Origin of the sequence: Klebsiella sp. C283, from assembly GCF_048822555.1 — a bacterium.
GTDB lineage: Bacteria > Pseudomonadota > Gammaproteobacteria > Enterobacterales > Enterobacteriaceae > Klebsiella > Klebsiella quasipneumoniae.
In genome coordinates, this window is sequence record NZ_JBMEZS010000004.1 from 401,175 (window position 1) to 417,763 (window position 16,589).

Consider the following 16,589-nt stretch of genomic DNA (forward strand, 5'->3'; position numbering starts at 1 on the left):
TCCTTAGGCTTGCTTCAGCTGTTGATGATGGCGGCGTTCACCGAGCATCACGATAACCAGCAGGACAACCGCCAGCACGCTGCCGCCGATCATCACCATAAAGCCGCCGTCCCAGCCGAAGAAATCGACGGTGTAGCCGACGATGGCGCTCGCGGCCACGGAACCGCCGAGGTAACCGAACAGGCCGGTGAAGCCTGCGGCGGTGCCGGCGGCTTTCTTCGGCGCCAGCTCCAGCGCATGCAGGCCAATCAGCATCACCGGGCCGTAGATCAGGAAGCCGATAATAATCATACAGGCCATATCGACGCCCGGGTTACCCGGCGGGTTCAGCCAGTACACGACGGTCGCGATGGTGACCAGGGTCATAAAGAACACGCCGGTGGCGCCGCGGTTGCCTTTAAACACTTTATCCGACATCCAGCCGCACAGCAGGGTGCCCGGGATCCCCGCGTACTCGTACAGGAAGTAGGCCCAGGAGGACTTATCCAGCGCGAAGTGCTTCACCTCTTTCAGGTAGGTCGGCGACCAGTCGAGAATGCCGTAGCGCAGCAGGTAAACGAAGACGTTGGCGACCGCGATGTACCACAGCAGCTTGTTCGGTAGAATGTACTGCATAAAGATCTGCTTCGCCGTCAGCTCTTGTTCATGCTCTTCGCTGTAATCGTCCGGGTAGTCGTTTTTATACTCTTCGATCGGCGGCAGGCCGCAGGATTGCGGCGTATCGCGCATCATCGCGAAGGCGAAAATCGCCAGCAGAATAGCGCCGAAAGCCGGCATATAGAGCGCCGCGTGCCAGTCGTTAAACCAGGCCATACCCAACAGGAACAGCAGCGGCGGAATCCCCCCGCCGACGTTATGCGCGCAGTTCCACACTGAAACAATTCCGCCGCGCTCTTTCTGCGACCACCAGTGGACCATGGTACGGCCGCACGGCGGCCAGCCCATCCCCTGGAACCAGCCGCAGAGGAACAGCAGCACGAACATGATCATGATGCTCGAGGTGGCCCACGGTACGAAGCCCATCACCAGCATCACCAGCGCGGCGAGGATCAGCCCCGCCGGCAGGAAAATGCGCGGATTCGAACGGTCAGAGACCGATCCCATGATGAATTTCGAAAATCCGTAGGCAATGGAGATGCCGGAAAGGGCGAAACCGAGATCGCCGCGGGAGAAACCTTGCTCGATAAGATAGGGCATCGCCAGGGCAAAGTTCTTACGAACCAGATAGTAAGCGGCATAACCAAAGAAGATGCCGATAAAAATCTGCCAGCGTAACCGACGATAGAGCGGGTCGATCTCCGCGGCTGGCAAACGCGCTTTATGCGCGGCGGGTTTAAAAATACTTAACATATCAGCCTCCGTGGCCCTTGCTGTTTTTTACTGACGTCACGACAACAATCCCAGATTAATCAACAACTTCGAATCTGGCCGCGATGGTAGGCAATACGTAGAGCTGATACTGTGAAACATCGCACAATTTGTTACAGAAATATGACAAAAGGTTCCAATGTGAGCACAAAATCACATAATTCGCTCAAATAACGCGCGAATATGCTCGAAATCAAACAATAACCTTATTGATTGTGGCTAAATGGCGGTAAACGAAAGCAGAGGAGCTGAAGATGACGGGACGTCTTGATAGCGAGGTAATCATCATCGGCGGCGGAGCAACCGGCGCCGGCATCGCCCGCGACTGCGCCCGACGCGGATTACGCACAGTGCTCATTGAGCGCCATGATATCGCCACCGGGGCCACCGGCCGTAATCATGGGCTGTTGCACAGCGGCGCCCGCTATGCGGTGACCGACAACGAATCCGCCCGCGAATGCATCAGTGAGAACCGCATCCTGCGCCGCATCGCCCGTCACTGTATCGAACCGGCCGGCGGTCTGTTCATTACCCTGCCTGAAGACGATCTGGCCTGGCAGCAGACCTTTATCGCCGCCTGCCAGCAGGCTGGCATAGAGGCCACGCCGCTTTCTGCGCAGGAGGCGCTGCGCCGCGAGCCCGCCGTCAACCCGACGCTGCTGGGGGCGGTGCAGGTCCCGGATGGCACCATTGACCCGTTTCGCCTCACCGCGGCCAATATGCTCGACGCCCGCGAACACGGCGCGCAGATCCTCACCGGCTGCGAAGTGACAGGCCTGCTGCGCCAGGGCGACCGCGTCTGTGGCGTCCAGGTATACGATCGTCAGCTTCACCAGACCCGCGCTCTGTACGCCGGGGTAGTGGTCAATGCCGCCGGGATCTGGGGGCAGCGCATTGCGGAATATGCCGACCTGCGCATCACCATGTTCCCGGCGAAGGGATCGCTGTTGATCCTTGACCACCGGATTAACAACCTGGTGATCAACCGCTGCCGTAAGCCAGCCGATGCCGATATTCTGGTGCCCGGGGATACCATCTCGCTGATCGGCACCACCTCGATGCATATTCCTTATGACGAAATTGACGACAACCGGGTAACGACCGCGGAAGTCGAAACCCTGCTGCGCGAAGGTGAAAAGCTGGCGCCGGTCATGGGCCGCACCCGGATCCTCCGCGCCTACTCCGGCGTGCGCCCGCTGGTGGCCAGCGACAACGATCCCAGCGGACGCAGCGTCAGCCGCGGCATCGTCCTGCTCGACCATGCTCAGCGCGACGGCATGGAAGGCTTCATTACCATCACCGGCGGCAAGCTGATGACCTATCGCCTGATGGCCGAGTGGGCCACCGACGCCGTCTGTCGTAAGCTGGGCAACACCACCCCCTGTTCAACGGCCGAGAGCCCGCTCCCCGGGTCGCAGGAGCCGACGGAAAGCACCCTGCGAAAAATTATCTCCCTGCCGGGCCCGCTGCGCGGCTCTGCTGTCTACCGCCATGGCGATCGCACGCCGGCCTGGCTTGGCGACAGCCGCCAGCACCGTAGTCTGGTCTGCGAATGCGAAGCCGTCACCGCTGGTGAAGTGAAATACGCGGTGGAAAATCTGGCGGTCCACACCCTGCTCGACCTGCGCCGCCGTACCCGGATTGGCATGGGGACCTGCCAGGGGGAACTCTGCGCCTGCCGCGCCGCCGGTCTGCTGCAGCGCTTTAACGTCACCACCCCCTCGCAGTCGTTGACCCAGCTGTCGGCGTTTCTCAATGAGCGCTGGAAGGGCGTGCAGCCCATCGCCTGGGGCGACGCGCTGCGCGAAAGCGAATTCACCCGCTGGGTCTACCTCGGCCTGTGCGGACTACCACAGGAGCATCAGGATGAAATTTGACTGCGCGATTATCGGCGGCGGACTGGCCGGCCTGCTGTGCGGCCTGACGCTGAATCAGTCCGGCCTGCGCAGCGTTATCATCAGCCGCGGGCAAAGCGCGTTGCATTTTTCCTCCGCGTCGTTAGATCTGCTCTCGGCGCTGCCGAACGGCGATAACGTCACTGACCTCGCGCAAGGTCTGCAGCAGCTCGCTGAACTGCTTCCTGAGCACCCTTATTCCCGGCTCGGCGCCGGGGCGGTGCTCGAATACGCAAAACAAACTGAAGCCCTGCTGGCCGCCTGCGGCGCGGTGATGCAGGGCGACGCGCACCGCCCGCACCGGCGGGTAACGCCGCTGGGGACGCTGCGCGCGGCGTGGCTATCGCCGCAGGAGGTTCCTGTCGCGCCACTCCCCCGACAGGGGGTCTGTCTGGTGGGGATCAGCGGCTTTGCCGATTTTCAGCCGCATCTCGCCGCCGCCGCGCTCGGGCAAACCGGCGTCACCGCCGTAGCGGCGGAAATCGAGTTACCGCTGCTGGATGTTTTACGTGACAACCCCACCGAGTTTCGCGCCGCCAATATCGCCCGCCTCCTCGACGATGAAAACCACTGGCCTGCCCTGCATGCGGCGCTGCTGCCGCTGGCGCAGCAGCATGAGCTGCTAATCATGCCCGCCTGCTTTGGCCTCGCCGACGATCGCCTGTACCACTGGCTGCAGGCGCGCCTGCCCTGCCCGCTGCGTCTGCTGCCGACGCTGCCGCCTTCGGTTCCCGGGATGCGCCTGCACAGTTTGCTGCAGCGGCAGTTTATTCGCGACGGCGGCACCTGGCTTGCCGGCGATGAAGTGGTGAACATCAGCCATCGACAGGGCGCCGTCGAGGCCGTCTGGACGCGAAATCACGGCGATATTGCGCTGCGTCCGCGTTTTACCGTGCTGGCCAGCGGCAGCTTTTTCAGTAACGGTCTTGTCGCCACGCGGGATAGCGTGCGCGAACCCATTCTCGGTCTCGATCTACAGCAGACCCTGCCGCGCGACGACTGGTACCAGCGCGACTTCTTTGCCTCCCAGCCGTGGCAGCGCTTCGGGGTGAAAACCGATGCCCTGCTGCGCCCCATGCTGGGCGGGCAGCCGTTCAGCAATCTTTTCGCCATCGGTTCGCTGCTCGGCGGGTTCGATGCCATTCATCTCGGCTGCGGCGGCGGGGTCTGCGCCGTCACCGCACTGCACGCCGCCAGACAGATCCACGCCCTCGCCGGAGGCCGACCATGAACGATACCCGTTTTGAAAGCTGCATTAAGTGCACGGTCTGTACCACTACCTGTCCGGTAAGCCGGGTCAATCCGCGCTATCCCGGGCCGAAACAGGCGGGGCCGGACGGCGAACGCCTGCGCCTGAAGGATGGCGCGCTGTACGATGAGGCGCTCAAGTACTGCATTAACTGCAAGCGCTGTGAGGTCGCCTGCCCGTCGGATGTGAAAATTGGCGATATCATTCAACGCGCCCGGGCACAGTATGGCCAGCAAAAACCGACCCTGCGCGACGCCATTCTCAGCCATACCGACCTGATGGGCACCCTTTCCACCCCCTTTGCCCCACTGGTAAACGCCACCACCGGCTTAAAACCGGTACGCCGCCTGCTCGACGCGGCGCTCAATATCGATCATCGCCGCACGCTGCCAAAATATGGCTTCGGCACCTTCCGCCGCGCTTTCCGCCAGCTAGCGGCCAGACAGGCGCAGTACCCTGAGCAGGTGGCCTTCTTTCATGGTTGCTACGTCAACTATAACCACCCGCAGTTGGGCAAGGATCTGATTCGCGTCGTCAATGCGCTGGGCACCGGCGTGCAGTTGTTATCACGGGAAAAATGCTGCGGCGTGCCGCTGATCGCCAACGGCTTTTTTGACAAAGCGCGTAAGCAGGCGCAGAGCAACGTCGCCGCGATGCGGGAAAACGCGCTGCCGATCATCGCCACCTCCTCGACCTGCACCTTTACGCTGCGCGATGAATACCCGCACCTCCTTGATGTCGACAACAGCGATCTCCGCGACCGGGTGGAGCTGGCCACTCGCTGGATCTGGAAACAACTGGATAGTGGCAAAACGCTGCCGCTGCGCCCGCTGCCGCTGAAGGTGGTCTATCACACGCCGTGCCATATGGAGAAAATGGGCTGGTCGCTGTATACCCTCGAACTGCTGCGGCTGATCCCTGGCCTGCAGCTGGAAGTGCTGGATTCGCAGTGCTGCGGCATCGCCGGCACCTACGGGTTTAAGACTGAGAATTACGCGGTATCCCAGGCTATCGGCGCCCCGCTGTTCCGTCAGATTGAGGAGAGCGGCGCCGACATCGTCGTCACCGACTGCGAGACCTGTAAATGGCAGATAGAAATGTCCACCAGCAAAGGCTGCGAACATCCGCTGACGGTGCTGGCGCAGGCGCTCGCCTGAGTCCGGCGCCAGCCTGCGCCGTCAATAGCTCGCTTTCTCCTGCGGCTGAGCGCTGGCGGATTTAAACATTGCCAGCCGGCGGTCCAGCGCCTGGGTGTACAGCATGGTATCGACCCCGACGGCGACGAAATTGGCCCCCCAGGCGAGACATTTATCCGCCATCGCCGGGTCGACCGCCAGAAATCCGGCCGCTTTTCCCGCCGCGCGAATGCGCCGGATGCTCTGCTCAATCACCCGCTGCACGTCAGGATGGCCCGCATCGTCCGGGTGTCCCAGCGAAGCGGAGAGATCCGCCGGCCCGATAAACACCCCGTCAATGCCCTCCACCTCGAGGATAGCGTCCAGATTTTCCAGCGCGGTTCGGCTCTCCACCTGAATCAGCAGACAGAGTTCGTCATTCGCCTCCGCCATATAATTCTCCACTCTGCCCCAGCGCGCCGCCCGGGCCACGCCGGCGCCAACGCCGCGGCTACCGACGGGAGGATAACGGGTTGCCGAGACGACTTCCCGCGCCTGCTCGGCGGTATCGACCATCGGCACCAGCAACGTTCTGGCACCAATATCCAGCACCTGTTTTATCAGGCTGCGGCTGCCCTCCACCGGACGGATCACCGGCTGACTGGCATAAGGGGCGATGGCCTGGAGCTGATGATAAAGGTCCTGAATAGTGTTCGGGGCATGCTCGCCGTCGATCAGCAGCCAGTCATATCCTGAAGTGGCGGCAATCTCCGCCAGATAGGAGGAGGTCGAGCTCAGCCACAGGCCTATTTGCGTCTCACCGCGTAATAATCCACGTTTGAAGGGGTTTGATAACAGTGCGTTCATAGCGATTCCTTTAATCAATGCTGTACGCCGCCGCGCTGAGGAACCGCGCGGGTGAGGCTTAATGAGAAGATGGTGATCACCCCGATGATGGCCACGCCGGCCAGGGTTAACAGTCCAGCGGCGCTGCTGGCGAACAGCGTTTCGGCCTGCACGCGAACGATCGGCGCCAGAAAGCCGCCGATGGCGCCAAACAGGTTAACGAAGCCAATCCCGGCGGCCAGCGCCGTGCCGGAGAGCAGCTGCGTCGGCATCGTCCAGAAGACCGGCTGCACGGCAATCACGCCAACCGCCGCCACGCACAGCGCAATGATAGCCAGCACCGGCGCCACCAACCCGGAAACCGCAATCCCGACCGCTGCCGCCAGCAGCGTCAGCGCGGCAATATTGCGCCGCTCGCCGGTGCGATCGGAGTAGCGAGGGATAAGCCAGGTACCGAACAGCGCCGCCACCCACGGGATAGCCGTCACCACCGAGGCAATGAAGCCGACTTTGGTGCCCAACAGCGCGGCGACCTGAGTGGGCAGGAAGAAAATCAGGCCATAGACCGCCACCTGAATGGTCATGTAGATCAGCGCCAGCTGCCAGACCCGCCCGTTACGCAGCGCATCGGACAGACGCGAGGTGACCTTTTTCTCCTCCTCTCGCGCCAGCTCGCTTATCAGCGCCTGTTTCTCCGCCGCGCTCAGGAAGCGGGCATGCTGCGGCGAATCGTCCAGCCAGAAGAAGGTGAACGCTCCCGCGGCGACGGCGAGCAGGCCTTCAATCACAAACATCCAGAACCAGCCGGGATGGCCCATAAACCCATGCATCTCCAGCAGCGCGCCGGATAAAGGCGAACCGAGGGTCAGCGCCAGCGGCGCCCCCATATAAAAAAGCCCCATAATGCTGGCGCGGTTTTGCTGGGGAAACCACTGAGACGTGAGGTAGATCATGCCGGGGAAGAAGCCCGCCTCCGCCGCGCCCAGCAGGGTACGTACCAGCAGGAATTTCGCTTCCGTATCCGCCCACGCCATCGCCGCCGACAGCACGCCCCACAGCAGCGTGGTGCAGCCGATCCATTTTCTGGCGCCAAATTTGCGCATCAGCAGGTTGGCCGGCACCCCAAGAAAGGCATAGACCACAAAGAAAATCCCCGCCCCCAGCGCATAGGCTTCGTTGCTGAGGCCAGTGTCCAGCTGGTAGGTCTCTTTGGCGAAACCGATATTCGAACGGTCAAGAAACGCCAGCACGTACAGCGCCAGCATAAAGGGGATTAAGCGGGCGCGGTTTTTCTTCACCACGCTCTCCAGCAGAGTGTTGCTCATCATAATATCCTCAGGCGTGGGCCGCCGGGCGGCCCGGGGGATCAGTGTTGATAAGGACGTTTCAGGTTGCAGTCGCGATTGAGCTCGACGCCAAAGCCGGGTTTATCCAGTACCGATTTATGAATGCGCCCCCTCTCCGGCACCGGCTCGCCGAGCAGGATCGGGTCGAACTGCGGACGCAGCGTGGCGCAGTCAGGACTGGTCATCAGAAACTCGCTGAACGGCGTGTTGGTGAAAGTGATCACCGCATGATGTGAGTAAACCGACGAGCCGTGCGGCACCACCAGCTGCCCGCGCGCTTTAGCAATAGCCGCTATCTCCACCAGCGTGGTTAAGCCGCCGCACCAGCCGACGTCGGGCTGCATAATATCGATTCCGGTCTCCGACAGGGTGCGGAAGGACTGCAGGGTGCCGTGGTGCTCGCCGCTGGTCACCATCATCCCGGCCGGCGCCTGGCGCTTCAGCTCGCGATAACCTTCATACTGCTGCGGCGGCAGGCACTCCTCGATCCACTTGAGGTTGTAAGGGGCGCAGGCATGGGCAAGTTTGGTGGCATAGTTAACGTCCTGGCTCATCCAGCAGTCCAGCATTAACCAGAAATCCGGGCCGCATTTTTCGCGCATGTCCGCCACCATGGCGACGTCTTTGCGGATCCCGGCGTCGCCATCGTGCGGCCCCCAGTGGGTGGGCATTTTGCCGCCGATAAAGCCCATCTCCTGCGCCAGATCCGGACGAGCGCCGGTGGCATAGAACTGGATTTCGTCACGCACCGCTCCGCCCAGCAGTTTGTAGACCGGCAGGCCAACCACTTTCCCGAACAGATCCCACAGCGCAAGGTCGACACAGGAGATGCTGTTCATCACCAGACCGCCGGATCCTGCGTAGTAAAGGGTGGCGTTGAGCATCTGGTCGTGGATCAGTTTGATATCGCTGACGCATTTGCCTTCGATAAAGCGGTTGAGATGTTTTTCCACGATAAAGCAACCCATCTCTCCGGCCGTCGACACGGCAAAGCCGGTCTGCCCGTTGTCGGCTTCCACTTCCACAATCAGCGTGCCCAGCACGTTGATGCCAAACGACTGGCGGGACTGCTCATACTGTTTGTATTTGCTCATCGGGGTGGAGATATGATCGTCAATCCAGTGGTTAGCCCCCTGATCGTGGTAATCGCCGCCGCCGGCGCCCTGCTCTGCGGTGGCGCCGCCGGTAAACCAGGCGCGGACGTGTTTAATTTTCGGTAGGGTCATGGTGTTCTCCTTATGATGAGGCGAGTTGTTCAAAGGGGCTTTTCCACCCCAGCAGTCGTGAAATATCTTTCGCGCAGGCAATCGCCTTACCGGCAAGGTAATCGCGATTGTCTTCATTGATTTGCAGACGGGTGCCCACCACCGAGATGGCGGCGGTCAGGTCGTTATTAGCGTTAAAAACCGGGGCGGCCACGCAGCGCACGTCCGGGTAGTCCTCGCCATTATCAAAGCTCCAGCCCCGGGCGCGGATCCGCCCCAGCTCCTCCCGCAGCTGTTGAGCATTGCTGATGGTCGTTGGCGTAGCCCGCTCCCACTGCAGTTCATCGATAATCGATGCCTGAACCCCGGCGGGCTGCCAGGCCAGCAGACATTTGCCGATCCCGGAGCGGTAAAGCGACAGGCTCTTTCCTTCGTGCGAACGCACGCTAATGGTGGCGGGTGATTCAATTTTCAGAATGTAGTAGGCGTTACCGTGATCGATAATGCCCAGATGGCAGAGCAGGCCGCACTCATCCATCAGCCGGGTCAGGCGCGGCCGCGCCAGCTCGCGCAGGTCCATTTTGCTTAGCGCCTGCCCGGCCAGCTCCACCAGTTTGGTCCACAGGCAGTAGTTATCCTGATTATCCATACTGATGAAGCGCTGCTTTTTCAGCTCGCCCAGCAGCAGATAAACCGTGCTTTTCGGGATCCCCAGCTCCGCTATTATCGTCGCCGCGCTGCAGGGTCCGATGCGGCCAATTAAATTGAGGATCTCAATCGCGCGGGTCAGCGCCGGGACTTTCGTTGATTCCAACATACTGGACTCCAATCCTGAATACTGGAATCAGTGTTGCGGTTGTCCGGGCGGTAAAGTGTGAGCGACATCGCGGGGCAATCGCTTTCCCGTATGCTGGACCGTTCGCAGCGGAAAATTGCGACTTAACGCACAGAATTTTTTCAGGAGAGTACAACAGGCTGGACAACCGGCGCCCGGGAGAAGCCCGCGCGCCGGGAAACGACTTACAGCGAGAGGGAATCCACCACGTTAATCCAGCCATGTTCACTGGCCAGCGGTTGGCCATTCAGCCAGCGACGCAGCAGGTTTAATGCCATCATGGCGCAGACTTCCTGGCGTACCGCCAGGCTGTGGCGGGTGACGCTAAACTTCACCCGCAGCGCGAAGGTGCCGTCGGGGGTGGCCAGGGCCACGTTAAGATGATCGTTTTCCTGGCCGCTCACCGCCAGGGCCAGGCCGGCAAAATGGTTAATGCGCCGCTCGGCCGCCCAGCGGGCCGCCTGCGCCAGCGTCTCCTCCTGCGCCGGGACCACTTCGCTGGCCAGCAGCGGCGCGCCGGCGCGGGACAGCTGGAGCGCCAGCAGACCGCCGGTAAACTGCTCGCTGAGCGTCAGGCTCAGCTGCCGCTCCTGCAGACAGCGTGCAATCTGCGCCGGTAACCCTTCAGTGCCTTCGAAAATCAGGCTGTCGCCAGCCACTTTACGCACTTCCGGCCACAGGGCCAGCATGGCGTCACGCTGCTCAGCCGGTCCGGTCAGCTTCAGCTCAATGATCGGCATCGACGAGCGGTAGCCCATCACCACGCCAGGCGGTAACGTCAGCGGATTGAGGTTTTGCGCCAGCTCGCTTTCCGAGCGGCCAAAAGTGGTCAGCCGCAGGCATACCGGCGGTTCCGGCAGCGTAAAGCGCTGGCGCAGGCGCGGTAAAATCTCCTGCTCGACCATCACTTTGAATTCAGAGGGAACGCCGGGGGTGAAAAACATCAGGCAGCGATTGAGCTGGATGGCAAAGCCGCAGGCCGTGCCCACCGGGTTATTGATCATCTCGGCGCTGGCGGGGATTTCCGCCTGCTTACGGTTGCTTTCCGCCATCGGCCGCCCGCGTTCAGCAAAGAAGCGGGTCATGGTTTCCAGCCACTCCGGATGCAAAATAAGTCCTTCGCCTTTCGCGGTGGCCGCGGCCAGCGCGCTCAGGTCGTCGCTGGTTGGGCCGAGGCCGCCATTGACGATCAGCACATCCGCCTGTTCGCTGCGTTCGCGAAGAATCGCCACCAGCGCATCGAGATCGTCGCCGACGGTATTACGGCGCGTTAATGGTAAACCCTGATTAAAAAAGAAATCCGCCAGCCATGCTGCATTGGTGTCAACGATTTGACCATGCAACACTTCATCGCCAGTGGACAGCATTTCCACATTCAACATTGCTCACTCCTTGCCTGCCAGGTGGCAAATACTATAACGCAAAGCGGGAGGCTGACGAGGAGGAAAATCTGGCGCAGCAAGAAGAGACCGCGCCGGAGGAGATTAGAAGCTGGCGCTGGCGCCGATGTACGGGCCGTCGGCGATGGTGTTATCGCGGTTGCCATCTTTGCCCGCCAGGTTCAGATAGCGATAGCCTGCCTGGATGCTGAGCGGACGCATAATGGTCCAGCTGGCGCCGACGTTGGCTTCCTGATAGCTGTCAATGCCGCTGGAGAGGGAATCTGGAGAGTAGTAGTAGTCGCCATACAGACGGAAGCTGTCGCCGATTTTCCACTGCAGGCCGCCGCCGACCGCGGCCGCATAACCTTCATCACCCTGTTTCGGGTTGGTGTATACCCCTTTACCGCCCACGGTCGCCAGGAACGGCCCCAGCGGAATATTCAGGCCCAGGCCTAAACCCGCGGCGTCGCCGTCGTTATCGCTGTGCAGCCAGTTACCCGAAACAGCCAGACCGGTGGACTCGGTGCCGAAGCCGACCCCAAGGTTGGTGTAATGCTCGCCTGCTTCGCCGGTAACGCTGATCGCATGGGCCGCCGAAGAGACCAGCATGACGCCAGCCAGCGCCATAAAAATGCTTTTTTTCATTATTTACTCTATCCAGAAAATTAAAATCAAAGAAGTCCCGAAAAAACCTGAAAATTCTACTGCGCACTCGTCAGGAATCAATGACCTGGCGAAATGATTTTTCACAAGAGTGTAACCAGTTGCGTCTTTTTACAGCAATACCGCCGCGCATTTGCGAAAGAATGTAAATTTCACCGCATTCATATTCAGTAGAATTATATTTAATTAGGTTGTATTGATTGAATAAATCTATATTTACCTGCGCAATCGCCATTGCGCAGGCTGTTTGAAGGAAGCAGAAAAATTAATGGGCGAGCAGGGCCAGGCGCTCCGGCGCAAGCCCCGTCAGCTTCGCCACCAGCGCCAGATCAAGCCCGTTTTCCAGCATCGCCTTGGCAATACGTTGCGCAGCCAATTGTTCTCCCTGTTCAAGACCTTGCTGCAGGCCCTGCTGATGGCCGCGTTGTTCCAGAAACTGGGCAATGTTCATTAGCGTCTCCTTATGCAGCCGTCTGGGGACATTTTGCGCAAGATTACGTAAAAAGGCGACCGGATCGGCGGCATTTCCTGCCTGTAATAAATAGTGAAGCAGCGTCCTGAGCTGTCTGCGGCTAGTGTATCCCAGCGCCAACAGGCTGGCTAGTTGCTCCTGCAGTTCCATCATATCGCGTTGCCGGATATGCTTTTGCAGCAACTCAAGCATCGCGACCCGTCGGTGCTGCATTATTGTATCGTCAGGAAGCACCGTGATATCGATTAAGTGAAAATCCTGATTGTATACTTGCCGCGCGGTTTGCGGATGAGCAAATCCTTCCAGCCAACACATGGGATACGGCCAGGGCGAGACTTGCCCATGATAAAAAAGCTGCGGGATCACCAATGGCAGTTGCGTATGTCCTTTATCCAGATGGCGCTGCATCGCTGCTATCGCATAACGCATCAGGCGAAATGCCATATGACGGTCCGCAGAGCTTTGATGTTCGATAAGCAGATAGATATATCCGTCCCCCGCCTGGGTGAAAGCGGATGAGCTTAAAAACTACGATCTCAATGCCGCCACCCGCCTCACCCTGAGCATGAAGGGGCTACTCTGACGCCACGGTCAGCAGGCGCAGCGTCGCCTTCAGTCCGCCCAGGCTTTCGCTGCGCGAAAGCTGCAGGTGGCTACGATGCAAACGTGCAATATCGTTAACCAGCGCCAGGCCCAGCCCGGCGCCGGGAATCGCGCCCGCGTTATCGAGGCGGCGAAACGGCATCAGCGCCTGGTGTACCTGGTGGTCGTCAATTCCCGGACCGCTGTCTTCCACGCTGAGCAACACGGCGTCGCCGTCGCGATGCAGGCTAAGCGTGACCGTTCCATATTCCGGGGTATAGCGAATGGCATTGTCGAGCAGGTTAGCGCACAGCTCCCCCAGCAGAACGCTATCGCCTGCCACATGTACCGCCGACTGCTCGCCCTCGTAGCCAAGATCGATATGTTTGCTCCGCGCTTGCGCGATACGTGAAAAGCAGCTGTTGCGCACAATCTCCGGCAAGTTAATCACCGCAAACGCCTGCTCCCGCTGTTTTACCGTCGCCAGCTGCAGCAACCGCTCCGTTAACAAGACCGTATCGTCCAGCGTGGCGCGCATCGCCTGCAGACTTTCGCGCCACAGTTGCGGATCGTCGCTGGCCAGGGCTACCGAAGCCTGCGTTTTCAGCACCGCAAGCGGTGTTTTCAGCTGATGGGACGCATCGGCGCTAAAGCGCTCCTGGCGGGAGATCATCACCCGCAGGCGGTCGATGTAGCGGTTGAACGCGACAATCAGCAGCCGCGTTTCCGACCAGGGCAGCAGCTCCGGCAGCGGCGTCAGCAGACCGGGTTCACGGCGCACCATCAGCGCGGAGAGCTGACGCATGGGCCGCAGCACGCGGCGCAGCAGCCAGGCTGCCAGCACCAGCGTCAACAGGACCAGTAACCCTTGCGACACCCAGGATGAGAAGAGTAATTGTCCGGCCAGCCAGCGGCGGGACTGCAGCGTTTCGGCAATATATATCTCCGCCATGCCAACGATGCCGCCTTCGTTGATGGGCTGCAGCAGGCGCGCCACGCGGATTGCCTGACCGCGATATTCGGTATGATAAAACCACGCCAGCGCCGGATAGAGCTGAGTTCGCGAGGTGGAGGGCGGCATCGCGGGCAGATCGTCATAGCCGGAAATGACCTTCCCCTGCGGGTCGAGCACCTTGTAATAGAGACGATCGTTCATATTGAGCTCGAAGCTGTCCAGCACCACCCAGGGCACATTCACCTCCAGTTGCCCTCCGCGAACCACCAGCTGCTCGGCCACCGTCCGCGCCGACGACAGCAGGGTACGATCGTAGGCTTGCGTCGCCGCCTGCAGCGCGCTGACGTAGCTGTTAAACGCGGAGAGTCCCCACAGCAGGACCAGCGGCAGGCCGAGAAACAGCAACAGTTGGGCATAGAGCGATTGCGGCTTACTCCATCTCATGGCGCTCGCACTCAAGCAGATAGCCTAAACCGCGCAGGGTGGTTATACGCACATTGCTCGCCTGAAGTTTCTTGCGCAGACGGTGAATGTAGAGTTCGATGCTTTCCGGACTGACGTCATCGCTGAGGCTGAACACCTGTTCGAACAGCTGCTGACGGGAAACCGGGCGAGTGCGGCGAAACATCAGCACCTTCAATAGCGCCAGCTCGCGCGGCGTCAGAGACAACATCTGGCCACGGAGTAAAAAATAGCCTTCGTCACAATACGCCAGCTCGCCAAGCTGCTGCACCTCATGCACCTGCCCTTCGCTGCGCCGGAGCAGCGCCCGCAGGCGGGCGTCGAGCTCTTCCAGCTCAAAGGGCTTGGGTAAATAGTCATCCGCGCCGGCATTTAAGCCCTTCACCCGGTCCGCTACCGCGCTGCGGGCGGTCAGCAACAGCACCGGCAGGGTCTGCCCGCGCTTGCGCAGCCGCTGCACCACTTCAAGGCCATCGAACCCCGGCATACCGATATCCAGCACCACCAGCGCATATTGCTCGCTTTGCAGCAGATGGTCGGCCGCACGCCCGTCAGCGACGCAATCCACGGCAAAACCGCCCTGCACCAGCGCTTTTTCCAGCCAGTGAGCCAGCTCACGATTATCCTCGGCTAATAAGAGACGCATATCACATCCTGTAACGTTGCTGCTGCATTGAAAGGGAAATGAAAGGTAACTGTTTTAACAATCATGCAACCGAATCGCCATATGTCGGTTCACATAATCAAAAAAACCTGCCCTGTACCTGCTGAGGAAGCCTATGAAAACGCCATTTTTCCGCCATCTGAGCGCCATCGCGCTGTGCCTTTGCACCACATCCGCCTTCGCCGCAGAGGCCCCGTCCCGCACCGAATGTATCGCGCCCGCTAAACCCGGCGGCGGCTTTGACCTGACCTGTAAGCTGATTCAGGTGAGCCTGATGGAAACCGGCGCTATCGAGAAACCGATGCGCGTCACCTATATGCCCGGCGGCGTGGGCGCGGTAGCCTACAACGCCATTGTCGCCCAGCGCCCGGCAGAGCCGGGGACCGTCGTCGCCTTCTCCGGCGGCTCGCTGCTGAACCTGTCGCAGGGTAAATTCGGCCGTTACAGCGTCGATGACGTGCGCTGGCTGGCGAGCGTCGGTACCGACTACGGCATGATCGCCGTGCGCGCCGATTCGCCATGGAAAGATCTGAAGTCGTTTATGACCGCGATGGAGAAAAATCCCTCCAGTATCGTGATCGGCGCCGGGGCCTCCATCGGCAGCCAGGACTGGATGAAAGCGGCGCTGCTGGCGCAAAAAGCCAACGTCGACCCGCATAAAATGCGCTATGTCGCCTTTGAGGGCGGCGGCGAGCCGGTGACCGCGCTGCTCGGTAACCATGTGCAGGCGGTCTCCGGCGATCTCAGCGAGATGGTGCCCTATCTGCAGGGCAATAAAATCCGCGTGCTGGCGGTCTTCTCCAGTGAACGACTGCCGGGCGCGCTCGCCGATGTCCCCACCGCTAAAGAGCAGGGCTACGACCTGGTCTGGCCGATTATTCGCGGCTTCTTTATGGGCCCGAAAGTCAGCGACGCCGAGTACCAGTGGTGGGTCGATGAATTCACTAAACTGCAGCAAACCGAAGCGTTCAAAAAGCAACGTGAACTGCGCGGCCTGTTTGAATTCAACATGAACGGCAAGGAGCTCGATACCTACGTTAAGCAGCAGGTCAGCGACTATCGCGAACAGGCGAAAGCCTTTGGCCTGGCAAAATAATCCGCGGAGGCGCTAATGAGCGATCGTATTTTTGCCGGAGTGTGGCTGTTGTTATGTATTGGCGGTCTGTTTATCGCCTGGCAGATCCACAGCGAATACGCCTATGAACCCGTCGGCCCGCGTCCCTTCCCGCTCGGGATCATCGGCCTGATGCTGCTGTGCTCGGCGTTAATGTTGCTGCGTCGCCCGGACGCCGTCGAGTGGCCGGGACGGCATGTGCTGCAGCGTCTGCTGACCATGGTCGTGGTTCTGGTGGTCTACGCCTGGGGGTTTGAATGGCTCGGTTTTCCGCTGGCCACCGCGCTACTGACGGCGATCATTGGTCTGCTGTTCGGCGCGACGCTGCCGGCGGCGGGCATTGCCGGCGTCGCGATGGGCGTGTCGTTATGGTACGCCTTCGACACCCTGCTCGATGTCACCCTGCCCCTTGGCATCTGGTTTAATTAACGGAGGC

Annotated in this window: 14 protein-coding genes and 2 pseudogenes; 6 read left to right on the plus strand and 10 right to left on the minus strand. The window is 60.4% G+C overall.

Annotated elements, in window-relative coordinates; all coding sequences use genetic code 11:
• Positions 1-3: 3 nt before the first annotated feature.
• Entirely contained in the window at positions 4-1,350 is a 1,347-nt protein-coding gene (glpT, locus tag ACOI7Z_RS10065; protein ID WP_023290488.1) for a glycerol-3-phosphate transporter, read from the minus strand.
• A 272-nt stretch (positions 1,351-1,622) separates the two neighbouring features.
• Between glpT and glpA the strand changes: the two genes are divergently transcribed.
• The 3 genes from glpA to glpC are packed head-to-tail and all read left to right on the plus strand — an operon-like array spanning position 1,623 to position 5,669.
• On the plus strand, positions 1,623-3,245 hold the full coding sequence (glpA, locus tag ACOI7Z_RS10070) for an anaerobic glycerol-3-phosphate dehydrogenase subunit A (RefSeq protein WP_032453558.1): 1,623 nt from the start codon (positions 1,623-1,625) through the stop codon (positions 3,243-3,245).
• A complete protein-coding gene (gene glpB, locus ACOI7Z_RS10075) occupies positions 3,235-4,494 on the plus strand; it encodes a glycerol-3-phosphate dehydrogenase subunit GlpB (RefSeq protein ID WP_087849529.1) in 1,260 nt (419 codons plus the stop codon). Before glpA ends, glpB begins: the two co-directional genes overlap by 11 nt.
• Positions 4,491-5,669, plus strand: a complete 1,179-nt coding sequence (gene glpC, locus ACOI7Z_RS10080; protein WP_087849530.1) for an anaerobic glycerol-3-phosphate dehydrogenase subunit GlpC — start codon at positions 4,491-4,493, stop codon at positions 5,667-5,669. Before glpB ends, glpC begins: the two co-directional genes overlap by 4 nt.
• A gap of 21 nt (positions 5,670-5,690) precedes the next feature.
• Here the strand turns inward: glpC and yfaU are convergent, their stop codons facing one another.
• From yfaU to ACOI7Z_RS10115, 7 genes and pseudogenes are all read right to left on the minus strand, one after another.
• On the minus strand, positions 5,691-6,494 hold the full coding sequence (yfaU, locus tag ACOI7Z_RS10085) for a 2-keto-3-deoxy-L-rhamnonate aldolase (RefSeq protein ID WP_086075462.1): 804 nt from the start codon (positions 6,492-6,494) through the stop codon (positions 5,691-5,693).
• A gap of 14 nt (positions 6,495-6,508) precedes the next feature.
• A complete protein-coding gene (locus ACOI7Z_RS10090; protein WP_032428943.1) occupies positions 6,509-7,798 on the minus strand; it encodes an MFS transporter in 1,290 nt (429 codons plus the stop codon).
• 41 nt (positions 7,799-7,839) lie between these two features.
• A complete protein-coding gene (rhmD, locus tag ACOI7Z_RS10095) occupies positions 7,840-9,045 on the minus strand; it encodes an L-rhamnonate dehydratase (protein ID WP_087849531.1) in 1,206 nt (401 codons plus the stop codon).
• Between the two features lie 10 nt (positions 9,046-9,055).
• Complete coding sequence (locus ACOI7Z_RS10100; RefSeq protein WP_023290494.1) at positions 9,056-9,841, minus strand: IclR family transcriptional regulator; 786 nt, start codon at positions 9,839-9,841, stop codon at positions 9,056-9,058.
• A gap of 203 nt (positions 9,842-10,044) precedes the next feature.
• Positions 10,045-11,241 (minus strand): nicotinamide mononucleotide deamidase-related protein YfaY, encoded by a 1,197-nt coding sequence (locus tag ACOI7Z_RS10105; protein ID WP_049013195.1) that lies wholly within the window; start codon positions 11,239-11,241, stop codon positions 10,045-10,047.
• 102 nt (positions 11,242-11,343) lie between these two features.
• On the minus strand, positions 11,344-11,886 hold the full coding sequence (locus tag ACOI7Z_RS10110; RefSeq protein WP_004201712.1) for a YfaZ family outer membrane protein: 543 nt from the start codon (positions 11,884-11,886) through the stop codon (positions 11,344-11,346).
• A 283-nt stretch (positions 11,887-12,169) separates the two neighbouring features.
• Positions 12,170-12,883 (minus strand): annotated as a pseudogene (locus tag ACOI7Z_RS10115) (Rpn family recombination-promoting nuclease/putative transposase); the annotation flags it as partial.
• Between ACOI7Z_RS10115 and ACOI7Z_RS10120 the strand changes: the two are divergent.
• Positions 12,876-12,959, plus strand: a pseudogene (locus ACOI7Z_RS10120) (nucleoside triphosphatase NudI); the annotation flags it as partial. The pseudogenes ACOI7Z_RS10115 and ACOI7Z_RS10120 overlap by 8 nt on opposite strands.
• Here the strand turns inward: ACOI7Z_RS10120 and ACOI7Z_RS10125 are convergent.
• The gene (locus ACOI7Z_RS10125; protein WP_032453565.1) at positions 12,951-14,357 is read right to left on the minus strand and encodes a sensor histidine kinase; all 1,407 of its coding nucleotides are present in this window, start codon (positions 14,355-14,357) and stop codon (positions 12,951-12,953) included. The pseudogene ACOI7Z_RS10120 and the gene ACOI7Z_RS10125 sit on opposite strands and share 9 nt — an antisense overlap.
• On the minus strand, positions 14,344-15,021 hold the full coding sequence (tctD, locus tag ACOI7Z_RS10130; protein ID WP_087849532.1) for a transcriptional regulator TctD: 678 nt from the start codon (positions 15,019-15,021) through the stop codon (positions 14,344-14,346). Before tctD ends, ACOI7Z_RS10125 begins: the two co-directional genes overlap by 14 nt.
• A 133-nt stretch (positions 15,022-15,154) precedes the next feature.
• Here tctD and ACOI7Z_RS10135 point away from each other — a divergent pair, with 133 nt between their 5' ends.
• Together ACOI7Z_RS10135 and ACOI7Z_RS10140 are read left to right on the plus strand one after the other, a co-directional pair.
• On the plus strand, positions 15,155-16,135 hold the full coding sequence (locus tag ACOI7Z_RS10135; protein WP_048297924.1) for a Bug family tripartite tricarboxylate transporter substrate binding protein: 981 nt from the start codon (positions 15,155-15,157) through the stop codon (positions 16,133-16,135).
• 15 nt (positions 16,136-16,150) lie between these two features.
• On the plus strand, positions 16,151-16,582 hold the full coding sequence (locus ACOI7Z_RS10140) for a tripartite tricarboxylate transporter TctB family protein (protein ID WP_023290501.1): 432 nt from the start codon (positions 16,151-16,153) through the stop codon (positions 16,580-16,582).
• The last annotated feature ends 7 nt before the right edge of the window (positions 16,583-16,589 follow it).

Coding starts and splice junctions, on each gene's coding strand:
- ACOI7Z_RS10105 (WP_049013195.1), bottom strand. CDS start 11,241: ATGTTGAATGTGGAAATGCTGTCCACTGGCGATGAAGTGTTGCATGGT.
- glpB (WP_087849529.1), top strand. CDS start 3,235: ATGAAATTTGACTGCGCGATTATCGGCGGCGGACTGGCCGGCCTGCTG.
- ACOI7Z_RS10125 (WP_032453565.1), bottom strand. CDS start 14,357: ATGAGATGGAGTAAGCCGCAATCGCTCTATGCCCAACTGTTGCTGTTT.
- ACOI7Z_RS10100 (WP_023290494.1), bottom strand. CDS start 9,841: ATGTTGGAATCAACGAAAGTCCCGGCGCTGACCCGCGCGATTGAGATC.
- glpT (WP_023290488.1), bottom strand. CDS start 1,350: ATGTTAAGTATTTTTAAACCCGCCGCGCATAAAGCGCGTTTGCCAGCC.
- ACOI7Z_RS10140 (WP_023290501.1), top strand. CDS start 16,151: ATGAGCGATCGTATTTTTGCCGGAGTGTGGCTGTTGTTATGTATTGGC.
- glpA (WP_032453558.1), top strand. CDS start 1,623: ATGACGGGACGTCTTGATAGCGAGGTAATCATCATCGGCGGCGGAGCA.
- ACOI7Z_RS10135 (WP_048297924.1), top strand. CDS start 15,155: ATGAAAACGCCATTTTTCCGCCATCTGAGCGCCATCGCGCTGTGCCTT.
- ACOI7Z_RS10090 (WP_032428943.1), bottom strand. CDS start 7,798: ATGAGCAACACTCTGCTGGAGAGCGTGGTGAAGAAAAACCGCGCCCGC.
- yfaU (WP_086075462.1), bottom strand. CDS start 6,494: ATGAACGCACTGTTATCAAACCCCTTCAAACGTGGATTATTACGCGGT.
- tctD (WP_087849532.1), bottom strand. CDS start 15,021: ATGCGTCTCTTATTAGCCGAGGATAATCGTGAGCTGGCTCACTGGCTG.
- glpC (WP_087849530.1), top strand. CDS start 4,491: ATGAACGATACCCGTTTTGAAAGCTGCATTAAGTGCACGGTCTGTACC.
- rhmD (WP_087849531.1), bottom strand. CDS start 9,045: ATGACCCTACCGAAAATTAAACACGTCCGCGCCTGGTTTACCGGCGGC.
- ACOI7Z_RS10110 (WP_004201712.1), bottom strand. CDS start 11,886: ATGAAAAAAAGCATTTTTATGGCGCTGGCTGGCGTCATGCTGGTCTCT.